The organism is Streptomyces sp. NPDC050085 (assembly GCF_044460595.1).
In the GTDB taxonomy this organism is placed as follows: Bacteria; Actinomycetota; Actinomycetes; order Streptomycetales; family Streptomycetaceae; genus Streptomyces.
In genome coordinates, this window is the sequence record NZ_JBITJZ010000006.1 from 208133 (window position 1) to 219937 (window position 11805).

12 protein-coding genes are annotated in these 11805 nt (G+C 71.4%); 3 read left to right on the plus strand and 9 right to left on the minus strand.

Annotated elements, in window-relative coordinates:
• Positions 1-7: 7 nt before the first annotated feature.
• The gene (locus ACIBUY_RS24010; protein ID WP_399153628.1) at positions 8-859 is read right to left on the minus strand and encodes a tyrosine-protein phosphatase; all 852 of its coding nucleotides are present in this window, start codon (positions 857-859) and stop codon (positions 8-10) included.
• The gene (locus tag ACIBUY_RS24015) at positions 840-1064 is read right to left on the minus strand and encodes a hypothetical protein (RefSeq protein WP_399153629.1); all 225 of its coding nucleotides are present in this window, start codon (positions 1062-1064) and stop codon (positions 840-842) included. Before ACIBUY_RS24015 ends, ACIBUY_RS24010 begins: the two co-directional genes overlap by 20 nt.
• A gap of 278 nt (positions 1065-1342) precedes the next feature.
• On the opposite strand from ACIBUY_RS24015, the gene ACIBUY_RS24020 reads away from it, so the two are divergent.
• Both ACIBUY_RS24020 and ACIBUY_RS24025 read left to right on the plus strand, forming a co-directional pair.
• Entirely contained in the window at positions 1343-1630 is a 288-nt protein-coding gene (locus tag ACIBUY_RS24020; RefSeq protein WP_399153630.1) for an acyl carrier protein, read from the plus strand.
• A gap of 310 nt (positions 1631-1940) precedes the next feature.
• Positions 1941-2540 (plus strand): YdcF family protein, encoded by a 600-nt coding sequence (locus ACIBUY_RS24025; RefSeq protein ID WP_399153631.1) that lies wholly within the window; start codon positions 1941-1943, stop codon positions 2538-2540.
• A gap of 604 nt (positions 2541-3144) precedes the next feature.
• Here ACIBUY_RS24025 and ligA read toward each other — a convergent pair.
• The 4 genes from ligA to ACIBUY_RS24045 form a co-directional block, all read right to left on the minus strand.
• Complete coding sequence (ligA, locus tag ACIBUY_RS24030) at positions 3145-5247, minus strand: NAD-dependent DNA ligase LigA (protein WP_399153632.1); 2103 nt, start codon at positions 5245-5247, stop codon at positions 3145-3147.
• A 65-nt stretch (positions 5248-5312) separates the two neighbouring features.
• A complete protein-coding gene (locus ACIBUY_RS24035) occupies positions 5313-6449 on the minus strand; it encodes a glycoside hydrolase family 3 N-terminal domain-containing protein (RefSeq protein ID WP_399153633.1) in 1137 nt (378 codons plus the stop codon).
• A gap of 104 nt (positions 6450-6553) precedes the next feature.
• Positions 6554-7438: a GH25 family lysozyme gene (locus tag ACIBUY_RS24040; protein ID WP_399153634.1), complete on the minus strand. Its 885-nt coding sequence runs from the start codon at positions 7436-7438 to the stop codon at positions 6554-6556.
• A 191-nt stretch (positions 7439-7629) separates the two neighbouring features.
• Positions 7630-8772 (minus strand): oxygenase MpaB family protein, encoded by a 1143-nt coding sequence (locus tag ACIBUY_RS24045; RefSeq protein ID WP_399153635.1) that lies wholly within the window; start codon positions 8770-8772, stop codon positions 7630-7632.
• A gap of 242 nt (positions 8773-9014) precedes the next feature.
• Here ACIBUY_RS24045 and ACIBUY_RS24050 point away from each other — a divergent pair, with 242 nt between their 5' ends.
• A complete protein-coding gene (locus tag ACIBUY_RS24050) occupies positions 9015-9578 on the plus strand; it encodes a TetR/AcrR family transcriptional regulator (RefSeq protein WP_365565651.1) in 564 nt (187 codons plus the stop codon).
• On the opposite strand, the gene ACIBUY_RS24055 is transcribed toward ACIBUY_RS24050, so the two are convergent.
• The 3 genes from ACIBUY_RS24055 to ACIBUY_RS24065 form a co-directional block, all read right to left on the minus strand.
• Positions 9557-10363, minus strand: coding sequence for an Asp/Glu racemase (locus ACIBUY_RS24055; RefSeq protein WP_399153636.1), 807 nt, complete (start codon positions 10361-10363; stop codon positions 9557-9559). The genes ACIBUY_RS24050 and ACIBUY_RS24055 overlap by 22 nt on opposite strands.
• A 62-nt stretch (positions 10364-10425) precedes the next feature.
• Positions 10426-10923: a MarR family winged helix-turn-helix transcriptional regulator gene (locus ACIBUY_RS24060; RefSeq protein ID WP_365565654.1), complete on the minus strand. Its 498-nt coding sequence runs from the start codon at positions 10921-10923 to the stop codon at positions 10426-10428.
• Entirely contained in the window at positions 10916-11803 is an 888-nt protein-coding gene (locus ACIBUY_RS24065) for an alpha/beta fold hydrolase (RefSeq protein ID WP_399153637.1), read from the minus strand. The genes ACIBUY_RS24060 and ACIBUY_RS24065 overlap by 8 nt, the downstream gene beginning before the upstream one ends.
• Positions 11804-11805 lie beyond the last annotated feature (2 nt).

Here is an 11805-nt window from a genome sequence, read left to right on the forward strand (position 1 = left end):
AGGACCTTCACGTACGTTCACCTCTCGGTTGCGTGAGCCGGTCGTGCGCTCGTCGCAGCACCGTCGCGTCGATGGCCGGCCAGGAAGTGGGCGCTGCCGGGTTCCATGCGGCGCGCAGGTGCAGGACGTCCAGCACGTGCTGGGGAACGCCGGGTGGCAGGTGGCAGCGGCGCAGCACGTCGGCGGGTGTCTCCCCGCGGCGCGCGGCGTAGCGGTCGAGCCAGTCACGGCGCCGGGCGAGCGCCTGGCCGGTGCGCCCGAACTCCGCACGGTTGTCGCGGTCCGAGGCACCCAGCACGGACAGCAGCACGAGCACGACCAGTCCGGTCCGGTCCTTGCCTAGGCGGCAGCCGACGACGACCGGTCCCGTGTCCGAGGCCACCAGTTCGAGCACCCTTGCCACCACCGTCCCGGCCGCCGGCAGCATGCGTACGTACTGCTCGGCGAAGTACTCAGGGCCGCGGTCCGAGGGTGGGACGCGGCGGTCGTCGGGGTCACGGAGCGGCAGTCGGTGCACCCTTACCGTGTCGCGCGGCGTGCGGGGCGAACGCCCGTTCCGCTCCGACGGTGACCGCAGATCGAGGAAGTGCACGTGTCGAGGAGTGCCGGCCCCACCGTCCGCGAGCCGTTCCCCCTCGATGTCCCGGGCCAGGTCCAGGACGACTTCAGGAAGTACGGATTCCTCGGCAGCCGTTCGAAATACTGCGCCGGGAGCGATATGGAGCCCGCCGGGCAGGCGAATTCCACCGATATCGCGCGTGTTCAAATACGCGGAGGCGGACATCATTTCGCGTTGCGGGAGGCTGGAACGCGAGGCACTCCCGCGCCCCAGCGCTGACTCACTCCGCGAGGGTCCCATCGCTGTTCAGGTCGCTCTTGAGCGCCGCTTGCGCGGCCAGGTCGGCCTCGCTGTCCCAGTCGGCCGAGACGTTCGCGGCCACTTCGCCGTCCCAGTCGGCCGATACGTCCGCAGCCACCTCACCGTCCCAGTCGGCCGCGATGTTCTCGGCGATCTCGCCGTCCCAGCCGTCCATCGCAGTACCCTTTCCCGCGCTCTCGGACATGAGAAACTCCTTTGGGAATCAATGCCGATTATCCCGGAATGGAATTCGGCCCGCCGAACACTTTGGCGCACCACCTACACGGCCGCAAGAGAGTGAAACCCTGGCCTACATCCATGCTCCAGAAGACTTCCAGCGAGAACTTAATCAACCTGAACTCAATTCGGATTCAACTCAGAATCGAGGAGGCCGGAATAGCCTTGCCGAAGGTGCCGGGAAAATGGGCAGCACCCTGCGTGCGGCCGGTTCCCGGAGCGATCCAGGTACACGGAGGAGTCCCGGTGCGATACGCCGACGCGATCACAGATTTTCTGGCCACCTTGGGCAAGACGCCGGCGACAGCACTCGATCCGGACCTGGACCTCCTGGAGCACGGGATGCTCGACAGCATCGGCGTCATGCAGCTCGTCTCGTGGATCACCGAGCGGTACGGGGTGGACCACTACGGGTACGTCCTCGACGCGGAGGACATGCGTTCGGTGCGGGCCATCGACGCCTTCATCACGCACCAGGTCGACACCGGACCGCACCGGGCCGTGCGTACGGCCCCCTCCGGCTCCGGTCAATAGACCTCGCCGAAGGGGGATGTGGCGTCGCGCTCAGGCCGTCGCCCGGCTTCAGGACGGTGACTCGCGGTTGAGCGGGGCCGCGCTCGACGGGGTTCGAGGTGTTGTCGGCGTCCTTGCGTGACCTTGACGCCGGTCCCCCTCGCCCCGTTCGCGGTTGCCCCGCCCTTGGCGTCCCCGCCGGAAGCCGAACCACCGTCGTCCGCCTTCGCACCACCGTCCGCGGCCGGAGAGGGCCACGCCGAGGACGCGGGCGAAGGGCTCCCGGCGGACGAGTCCTTCCACAGGCGCAGCGGTGCCCTACAGTCACGGCATGCGACGAAGGACGGGACTTGCCATGGCTGCGGCTGCGGCGCTGGCCTGGGGCGAGTGGGTGAACTGGCGTTGGTCCCGCGCCCTTTTGGGAAGCCGGGTGGGCGCGTCCGAAGCCGTGGTCGTCCTCGGGTATCGAAATCCCCGGCCGACGGCGAACTTCATCAACCGCTGGCGAGTCCGTGCCGGAATCAGGTCCGTTGTCGCCGACCGTGCACGTGACACGCGCGTGATCTTCAGCGGTGGCAAGACCGGTGGCGCCGTCGCAGAGGCCCGGCTGATGGCCGACTACGCGAAGTCGGTGCTGGAGTTCGACGGCAAGGTGCTCGTCGAGGACCGGAGCGCGACGACGTGGGAGAACATCACGAACGTGATCCCGCTCCTGGAGGACGTGGACCGCATCAAGATCGCCTCGCAGCCGGCCCACGCGCTCAAGGCCCGGGCGTACTTGCGGCGGCAGCGCCCTGATCTCGCGGAGAAGCTCGTACGAGCGGACGACTACCGCCCCGGCGAGTGGATGGCGGGCAAGCCGTTGCTGGCGCTGTACGGGCTGTGGACGCTCCGCGGCCTGACGGCCGAAGAACGCAAGGCCTTGCAGTAGGCCAGCCGGTGCCGTGCCCGTCTCAGCGTCAGCGTGCGGCCGAATCGGCCCTGCTGACCTCGATCGTCGGCGGCCTGAAGGGCCGGCGCGGAGGGTTCACCGTCCGTCCCGGCCGACAAGCTGTCGAACAGTGGGGTGACTTCGTTCACCGCGCCGCATGCGATGTCGTGGCTGGTCCGCCAGCCGGCCTCCGGTCCGAGCGGGGAGACCGCCTGCTCCGCCGCTCGCTCGGCGGTCTCGATGGGCAGGTGCCGATGGCTCGGCCACAGCAGGTCGACGGCCGCGAGCCGCGCCAGGAACGCGGCCGCCTCGTGCGTCTCCACCGGTTCCAGAGCAGCACGGACCTCCGGTACGGGCGGCGGGGCGTACCCGGGCAGGACCCGGGCAGGAAACGCCGCCAGGCCTCGTCCGCCGCGACCGAGGCCAGCAGCGCGCCCGGAGCCACACCATCGTCATGGCAGGATCACGTCGCGGTTTGGTCGTCCACGATCGTCTGCGCGAGGCCCTCATCGCCGTGCTCACCGGCGCGCTCGAACGGAAGTCACCGGCTTGCCGGAGCGCGGACGCGCGTGCGCGCGCACGCGCGTCGACCAGCCGTCCACGGTCAGCCGAGCAGATCGGACACGAGCTCGGCGAACTCGTCCGGTGTCATCAGGCGGACGCCCAGCGCCTCCGCCTTGGCCCGCTTCGCTCCCGCGCCCTCGCCGGCGACGACGAGGCTGGTGTTCTTCGAGACGCTTCCGGACGACTTGCCGCCGGCGCGCTCGACCAATTCGTTCATCTGGTTGCGGGACAGGCTCTCCAGCGGGCCGGTCATCGCCCCCGTCACCACCACCTTCATCCCCGCCAACGGGCCGGTCGCCGCGGCGTCTTCGGGGGTGTCCGCGTCCTCGGCGGGCGCGGCGGGCGGGGTCGCGCCGGGCTCGGTCATGGACAGTCCGGCCGCGGCGAGGCGGTCGATCTGCCCGGCGAGTTCGGCGAGTTCGGCGACGATGACCGGGGCCTTCTCCACGCCGATGCCCTCGACCTGCTGCATGGCCTCGGCGTCCGCGGCCCGGATCGCGTCCATGGTGGCGAAGTGGCGGGCGATCCGCCGCGACATGGAGCGGCCGGTGCCGCGGACGCCCAGTGCGCACAGCACCCGTGACAGCGGCTGTCTCCTCGCCCGGTCGAGCGCGGCGAGCAGGTTGTCGGTGCTGGTCTCCCCCATGCGTTCCAGGCCCAGGAGTTGGTCCCGGGTGAGGCGGTCGAACAGGTCGGGCAGGCTCTCGACCAGTCCGGCGTCGACGAGTTGGACGACGCGGGAGTGGCCGAGTCCCTCGATGTCGAGCTGGTCGCGTCCGGCCGCGTAGGCGAGGGCGGCGACCAGGTGGCAGTTGCGGCCGCGTTCGCACCGCCAGCGCTGCTCGGACGTGTCGATGCCGGAGCCGCACTGCGGGCACTCTGCGGGGAAGACGATCGCGGTCTCCTCGCCGGTCCGCAGGTGGGCGACGGGTGCCTCGATGCGGGGGATGATGTCACCGGCCTTGTAGACCATGACGTGGTCCCCGAGCCGCAGGTCGCGGCGGGTGATGTCGGCGGGGTTGTGGAGGGTCGCGAAGGTCACGGTGGACCCGTCGATGTCCACCGGCTGCAGGACGGCGCGCGGCGCGACGATGCCGGTGCGGCCCACGTTCCACTCCACCGCCAGCAGCTTGGTGATCTTCTCGACGGCCGGGAGTTTGAAGGCGACCGCCCAGCGCGGGGCCCGCGAACCGGAGCCCGCCTGCTGCTGGTCGGCGGCGAGGTCGGCCTTGACGACGATCCCGTCGATGCCGAAGGGCAGCTCGGCGCGGAGCGCGGCGATCTCCTTCACGCGCGCGTGCACCTCGTCGACCGACGCAACCACCGTGCCGGGCACGGCCGTTGAGGCCGGGGTGTTGATGCCGAGCCCGGCCGCGCGGTCCATGACGGCGCCGTGCGCGGCCGCCTCGAACTCGTCGGCCAGGTCCTGGTCGGTGCCGGGCAGCGGCAGGAGTCCGTAGCAGAAGAAGGTCATCGGCACGGTGTAGGCGCGGTCCTTGGCGCGCAGGGTGCCGGCCGCGGCGTTGCGCGGGTTGGCGAACGGGGCGCCTCCGTGCTCGGTGCGCACGGTGTTGGCGTACTCGAACTGTGCGTGGGTCATCAGGACCTCACCGCGGACCTCGAGGGTGACCGGCCGGCTGAGCGCGGTGGGCAGGCCCTCGATGGTGCCGATCGCGTGCGAGACGTCCTCCCCGGCCGTCCCGTCGCCGCGCGTGACGAGCCGGGCGAGGCGTCCGTCCTCGTAGCGGGCGGCGATCGCCAGGCCGTCCAGCTTGGGCTGTACGTTCCAGCTCGCCACCGCCCGTCCGATCCGCCGCTCCAGCGAGGCCGCCCAGGTGGTGAACTCCTCGTCGGAGAACACGTTGTCCAGGCTCAGCATCGGTACGGTGTGCGGCACGTCGCCCACCACCGCTCCCCCGGCGACCTTCCCCGAGGGCGAGTCGGCGAGCACCTCGTCGGGGTGCTCGCCCTCGTACGCGGTGATCGCCCGCACCAGGCGGTCGTACGCGTCGTCGTCGAGCACGGAGGTCCCGCCCTCGTAGTACGCGGCTGCCGCGGCCCGCGCCTGCTCCACCGCGCTCGCGTACGCGGTGGCATCGGGCAGCACGAAGGAACCGGCAGCACCGGCAGAAGGTGTCGTCATGCCCACCATCCTGCCGCCCACCACTGACAATCCGGAGGAACCGGTTCCGCAAGCCCGGTGCCCTGTCAGGACAGGCCGCTCCGCAGGGAGTTGATGCGTGCGGCCGCCGCGTCGAAGGCGGCGGCGTCGAGCGTTCCCGCCGTGAGGGCCTCGCCCAGTGCGGTCACCGCCTCGTCGCCCTGGGCGGTGTCGCGGGCCGAGCACAGGATCAGGTCCATGCCGGCGGCCGCGGCCAGGACCGCCCGTTGCGCCGTACTGCCGTAGGCCTGGAGGGCGCCGGCCTCCAGGGCGTCGGTGATCGTCACGCCCGTGAAGCCGAGGCGGTTGCGCAGCTCCGCGACCACGGTCGGGGACAGGCCCGCGGGCCGGGTGGCGTCCAGTGACCGGTAGACGGCCCAGGACAGCATGACGAGTTCGGTGCCTGCCGCGATCGCCGCCCGGTAGGGCGCCTCGTCCACGCTGCGCAGGGTGGACGAGGAGGTGGTGAGGGTGACGGGCCCCAGGTCGGTGTTCTGGTTCGTGGTGGCGGGGCCGAGCCCGGGAAAGTGCTTGGCGGTGGCCGCCACGCCGAGGTCCTGCTGTGCGGTGATGAAGGCGGAGCCGCACGTGCTGACGGTCGCCGGATCCTTGCTGAACGAGCGCTCGTAGCGGTCGGTGAAGTCCCCGGCCGTGCGGTACACGTCGAGCACGGGCGCCAGATTGACGTTCATGCCGACGCCCGCGAGGTTGAGGCCCGCACCGGTTCCGGCGGACGTGGCAGCGGCCCGCGGGTCGGCGGAGGCCCCGACGGCCTTCGCGGACAGCACCGGATCGCCGGGCAGGCGGCGCACCTTGCCGCCCTCCTGGTCCGTCATCAGGAGCAGCGGCGCCCCCGCGGGAGCCGCGGCGTGGGCTTCCTTCAACTGCTGGACGACGTCCGCGATCTGGCTGAGGCTCTGGATGTTCTCCCCGAAGAAGATCACCCCTGCCGTACGTCCCTGGCTGATCGCGTCCAACAGGTGGGCCGGTGGCGTGAGTCCGGGGTAGGAGTGGATGACGCGCTGCCCCGCTCGCTGTTGCGGGGTCAGGGCGGTCGGCCCGTCGGACGTGCGCTCGGCCGCGGCCGCCCGGCCCGTCGGCCGCAGCCCGGCGGCGAGTGCGGCCGTCGCGGCGAGCAGAGCGCCGCGCCTGCTGAAGGGCTGGGGGGTCGAACTCGACGTCATGGTGCGCTCCTTCACGAACTGCGGGTCGAAGCAGGCCGGTCGGTCCGCTCCGACCCGCGGTGGTGATCATGCCGGGGGCGCGGCCCCTGTCGTGGTACCTGCGGTCACGGAGTGTTGTTGGCGAGGGCCAGCAGACGCGAGCGGTCGCCGCTGAAGCGGTCGCGGTCGACGTTCCCGGAGATGCCGCTGACCGAACCCGTGGACGTGTACTGCCAGACGGTCCAGAACGGGAAGCCGCGCGGGATGGTGGGGGCGGCGGCCGAGGTCCAGTGGGCCACCCACAGGGGGCTCCTGGCGGACATGCCGCTCCAGCCGCCGGTGCAGGAGTTCCACCAACTGGCGCTGGTGTAGATCACGACGTCGCGGCCGGTGCGGGCCTTGTACGTGGTGTAGAAGTCGAGGATCCAGGACTGCATCGCCGCGGCCGTCTTGCTGTAGCAGCTGCCCTCGATGTCCAGGACGCCGGGCAGCGTCAGGTTGTCGCGGGACCAGGCGCCCCCGTGGTCGGCGAAGTAGTTGGCCTGCGCCGCGCCGCCGGACAGGTCGGGCCGGGCGAAGTGGTACGCGCCGCGGATCACGCCCGCGTTGTAGGCGCCCAGGTAGTTGGCGCTGAAGTTGGGGTCCCGGTACGTGGTGCCCTCGGTGGCCTTCATCCAGGCGAACTCGATGCCCGCGCCGCGGACCGCGCTCCAGTTGATGCCGCCCTGCCACTTGGAGACGTCGATGCCCACGGGGTTGGCCAGCAGGTTCGCGTCGGTCTTCGCGTCGAGGTCCAGCCGCCGGGTGTCCGCCTTGAAGTCCTTGCTGTCCTGGACGTAGCCCACGCCCATGTAGCCCTGGCCCAGCGGGACGACGGAGCTCGACGGCAGCGGTGTCGAGGAGGCGGTGCCGGACATCAGGCTGAGCAGCAGTGCGGCGCTCGTACCGAGGACACCTGCGGCGGTGAGTCTTCGCTGGGTGGATCTGCGGGACAGGCGGTGGGAGAACACGGCTTCCTCCTGCGTCGTGGGGGGAGAGAGACACCGAGTCCGTTGACACGGACACGACATAGTGAGCCACAGGCGCGCGGGCGCGGTAAACCGTCCCGCGACTCGTTAGCGGTCTAGACCACTCACCACCCGGTTGGGCTGCGGAAACCGTTCCGATACGCCGAAACTTTCTTCGCGTGGCGGCGCGCGACTCAGTCGCCGAAGTACTGCCGCAGGTGCCGGGCGATGAACTTGTCACCGCTGCGCAGGAGTCGCTCGCGGCCCGCGGCCGTACGCCCCAGGACGTGGTGGCGAAGGATGTTGGCGGCCACCACGGGCGGTACGGCCCAGGGCAGCGCCACCGGCAGCCGCAGGTCCCGCATCCCCTGCCGGCCGATGAAGTAGCGGAGCATGCTCAGCAGCCGGGCGCGTGCGCAGGCGCGGCGCACTCGGGCGAAGTGCGCGAAGTGCAGGGCGCCCTGGGCGTCGACGACGGCTCCGGCCAGTGCGGGACCGGCCGCGCTGCCGTAGCTCTGCGTCATCAACTGGTGGTAGTTGAAGTGGTGTTGGAGGCGCTCACTGTCGTACAGCCAGTCCTCGTCCACGCCCATCACCCGGCCGACGTACTTCCACAGGTGCATCAGGGCCCGGGCGTCGGCGCGGATGACCCGCACCCCGAGCAGCCGGACGCCCAGCAGCTGCACCCCGCTGAACAGGCCGAGGGTGGCCGCGAGGTCCGACTGGTTCACCGGAAGTCCCAGGCGGCCGCTGTCCCAGCGGCCGTTCTGCTCCACCTGCTGGTTGACCAGGGCGTGCATGAGTCGTACGTGCACGGTGAGCCGGAAGCCCTCACCGTCGCGCCGCATCGCGCCCTCACCGCTGACGGCGGTCGCCCACTGCTGTGTCTCGGCGAGCCGGCGCAGTGCGGAGCCTCCGGTCAGGCCGCCGGTCTCGACGAGCACCTCGGGCGGGCCGCCGAACCGGTAGGAGCCGACCAGCGCCAACTGCAGCAGCACGTCGGCGGAGTTGCGGCCGAACCGCCGTGCCACCCGGCCGCCCTCGTCGACCAGGTCGAAGTCCACCCAGTCCGGCACCTCCTCGACGACGGCGAAGAAGTCCCGCAGCGACTTCGGGGCATCGGGCAGCGCGCCGATTCCCTCGTCGAGCGCGCGCCGGAACTGGCGCATGGTCACCCGGTCCGGATCCGTGGCGTCGGTGATCCGCAGGGCGCGCGCGAGGGCGGCCCCCGGTTCGTCGCGCGTCATGAGCCGCCGCCCTATGGTGTCCAACACCTGGGGATCGGGGGCGCGCCGGCCGATCAGCAGCCGCAGCGGGCGGCCGATGCGCAGGTTCACGGCTTCGGTCTCGCGAAAGCGCCGCGGATACGCAACCGGCTTGTGCGGCACGGGAGTTGGCGTGCTTCGGACATCACGTGACGGAGGCTTCTGTGCGACCATGAACGGATGCTGACAGTCGCTCGTACTCGCATTCAATTCGCGTTCTGACCGCCGTGCCAGGGCCTCGCCGCGGCGCGTCCCGCGACCGCACCGCTCGCGTTTCGCCGCGCAAAGTGCCGCGCCAGGACCGGTCGCGGGCGATGGTGGCGCGGATTCTCGACGCCGGGCGGCAGACGCTCGCCGCGTACGGGTACGAGGGGGCCTCCACCCATCGGATCGCGACGGCGGCCGGGATCAGCCCCGGCTCGCTCTACCAGTACTTTCCGCACAAGGACGCCATCGTCTCGGCCGTCCTGCAGGACTACAGCGACGCGCTCGTCTCCAGCGTCACGGCCCGTCTCTCCGGCCAGTTCGACCAGCCGGCGCCCGTGGTCACCCGCACCACGCTGGCCGCGCTCCTCGACGGACTCGATGTCGAACCGGCGTTCCTGCACGCCGCGGTCGAGCAGGGCCCGCGGCTCGACGACGGCCGCACGCTGCGCGCCTTCGAGCACCGCATCGCGGAGCTGCTGCTCGCCTATCTGACGACCCACCGTGCGAGCCTGCGCGACGACGCGCCGCTCGACACGGTGGCGTGGATGCTGGTGCGCACGGTCGAGCACCTCACGGTTCGCTATCTACTCGACCAACCGGCCATCTCCCGCGAGCAGTTCCTCGACGAGCTCACCGTGCTCGCGCTCAACTACCTCAAGCCGCCCCCGTAGAGCGACGGTCGGCCGCCCAACTCCCCCGGCACCAGCGCCCGTTCGGCGAGGAGGCTACCGGCGTCCGGTACCACCGGCGGCAGGCCGAGTTCCTGCAGGATGCGGTACGCCGTCGCGGTCGCCGCGGTGAGCACCGGCAGGCCCGCTTCGTCCTCGACCGCCTGGACGGCGGCGAGGGACGGCATCTGTACGCAGGCCGAGAGCACCAGTGCGTCGGCGCGGCTCAGGTCGAGGCGGCGCCAGTGCTCGCGCAGGTCCGCCGGGTCGAGGCGGGCGACGGCCAGGTTGTCGGGGACCTCGAGGCTCAAGGAATCCACGACCTCGGTCCCCGCGTCCTCGATGCAGGCGACGACCTGGGCGGTGAGCGGCTTCATGTACGGCGTGACGACGGCGACCCGCCGGGCGCCGAGTGCCCGGATGCCGCTGAGGAGGGCGCCCGCGCTGGAGACGACGGGCGCGGTGGCTCCTTCGGCGCGCAGCGCGTCGGTGATCTCGGCCTCGGCGGTGCAGTGATGTCCTGGCCCCTGGGCCATGATGGCGACCAGGCAGGCGGTGGCGACGACGTCGGGCCTGGCGTCGGCGAGTTCGCCCGCGGCCCGTCCCGTCTGCGCGTTCATCCCGCGCAGTTCCTCGGGGGTGACGTGCTTCATCCGCATCCTGCTGCTGTGGAACACGAAGCGGTCGCCGGGCTCGACGGCCTCCCGGGCGGCGAGCATCCGGGGCAGTTCGGTCTCCATGGTCAGGTTGGAGCTGGGCACGATGAGACCGATGTGATGGTCCGTCACGGTGGTTCGTCCTCCGGTGGTGGCGGGGCGCTCGCCGCCCTGCCCGGAGCACCGTGGACCGGCTACCGGGAGGGGGGCGGCTGGGGCCCCTCGGCCAGTCCCACCCAGTGATCGGCGAGGGACGTGAGCATGTGCAGGTACGTGCTGCGCTCGGCCTCGCCGAACGGCTCCAGCAGGAGCTTGTCCAGGGACCGGGCGCGCTGGTCGGCCTCGCGCAGGACGTTCTCGCCGTCCTCGGTGAGGTGGAGCAGCTTGCGCCGTCCGTCGTCCGCCGCGGTCTGCCGCGTGATCAGGCCGCGGTTCTCCAGGCGCTTGGCGACGTCGGCCATCGTCGAGGTGTCGAGGGCCACCGCCGAGGCGAGGGAGCGCTGATCGCGTCCGGGGTGGGCCTGGATCGTCTGGAGCACGGCGAACTGCGGTCCCGTGAGGACCGGGTCCACCTCCCTCAGCCACACGGCGAGGTAGGCCTGGTACAGGCGCCGGACCTGGTAGCCGGGTGCGGCGGTCAGCGCGGCGGGGGGCCTGGGGGTGGTCTCGGCCGGTCGGGTCTCATCAGGCATGTCCACACTTAACCACGGCCTCACAGCCGGGTTCGACGGTGGTGAGCATCCCGCTCAGGGCCGTGCGCAGCGCGGCGAGGGCGGCGTCCGGCGCGTCCCAGAAGATCATGTGCCCTGCGCCGGGTACGCGGTGCAACGAGGCGGATCTGTTGGCCCGTTGGGCCTCGGCGGCGCCTTCGGGGGTCACGACCGCGCTGTCCGCACCGTGGAGCAGGGCGACCGGCGTGCGCACGTGCGGCCACCAGGTGAAGAAGTCCTCGTGCTCGAAGCCGTGGTGGGTGCCCGCGATCGCCTCGCGGCTGCAGCTGGCGAGCCAGCGTGCGCGCAGTACCTGTTCGCGACGGGGCCAGCTGGGCCAGTGTCCTGCGACCGCGTCGGCGTCCGTGCCGCGCCGGGCCTCGTCGAGCTGTCGCAGGAACGTCTCGAGGGTCGTCGGGTACGTGCCTCTGCCGGGGCCGCTCATCGGCGGATCGGCGAGGACGGCACCCCTCAGGGGCACCTTGGCGCGTACGGCGGTGGCGGCGGCGATGCGGGCGCCCATGGAGTGCCCGAACAGCAGGGGCTGTGGGAGATGGAGTGCGGTGATCAGTGCCTCTACGTCCTCGGCGTACTCCTGCGTCGTGTGTCCGGCGGCGTCGTCGGACAGGCCGCGGCCGCGCACGTCGAGGACCACCGGCCGTACCAGGTCGGTCAGTTCACGGGCGATGAAGTCCATGGTGACGGCGGGGCTGGTGATGCCGGGGAGGACGACGAGCGGGGGAAGCGGGCCGCCGTAGTCGAGGGCGTGCAGGCGCACCGGTCCCGAGCGGAACCAGCGGCTGGTGGCGGGCACGTCGGCGAGGTCGGCGAGCGCGGATTGCGGAAGGGAGCGCTGTGTCACGG

What these genes read in the sequence shown, in the direction of transcription:
- ACIBUY_RS24010 (WP_399153628.1), bottom strand. Translation starts at nt 859, where the DNA reads ATGGGACCCTCGCGGAGTGAGTCAGCGCTGGGGCGCGGGAGTGCCTCG.
- ACIBUY_RS24015 (WP_399153629.1), bottom strand. Translation starts at nt 1,064, where the DNA reads ATGTCCGAGAGCGCGGGAAAGGGTACTGCGATGGACGGCTGGGACGGC.
- ACIBUY_RS24025 (WP_399153631.1), top strand. Translation starts at nt 1,941, where the DNA reads ATGCGACGAAGGACGGGACTTGCCATGGCTGCGGCTGCGGCGCTGGCC.
- ligA (WP_399153632.1), bottom strand. Translation starts at nt 5,247, where the DNA reads ATGACGACACCTTCTGCCGGTGCTGCCGGTTCCTTCGTGCTGCCCGAT.
- ACIBUY_RS24035 (WP_399153633.1), bottom strand. Translation starts at nt 6,449, where the DNA reads ATGACGTCGAGTTCGACCCCCCAGCCCTTCAGCAGGCGCGGCGCTCTG.
- ACIBUY_RS24050 (WP_365565651.1), top strand. Translation starts at nt 9,015, where the DNA reads ATGGTGGCGCGGATTCTCGACGCCGGGCGGCAGACGCTCGCCGCGTAC.
- ACIBUY_RS24060 (WP_365565654.1), bottom strand. Translation starts at nt 10,923, where the DNA reads ATGCCTGATGAGACCCGACCGGCCGAGACCACCCCCAGGCCCCCCGCC.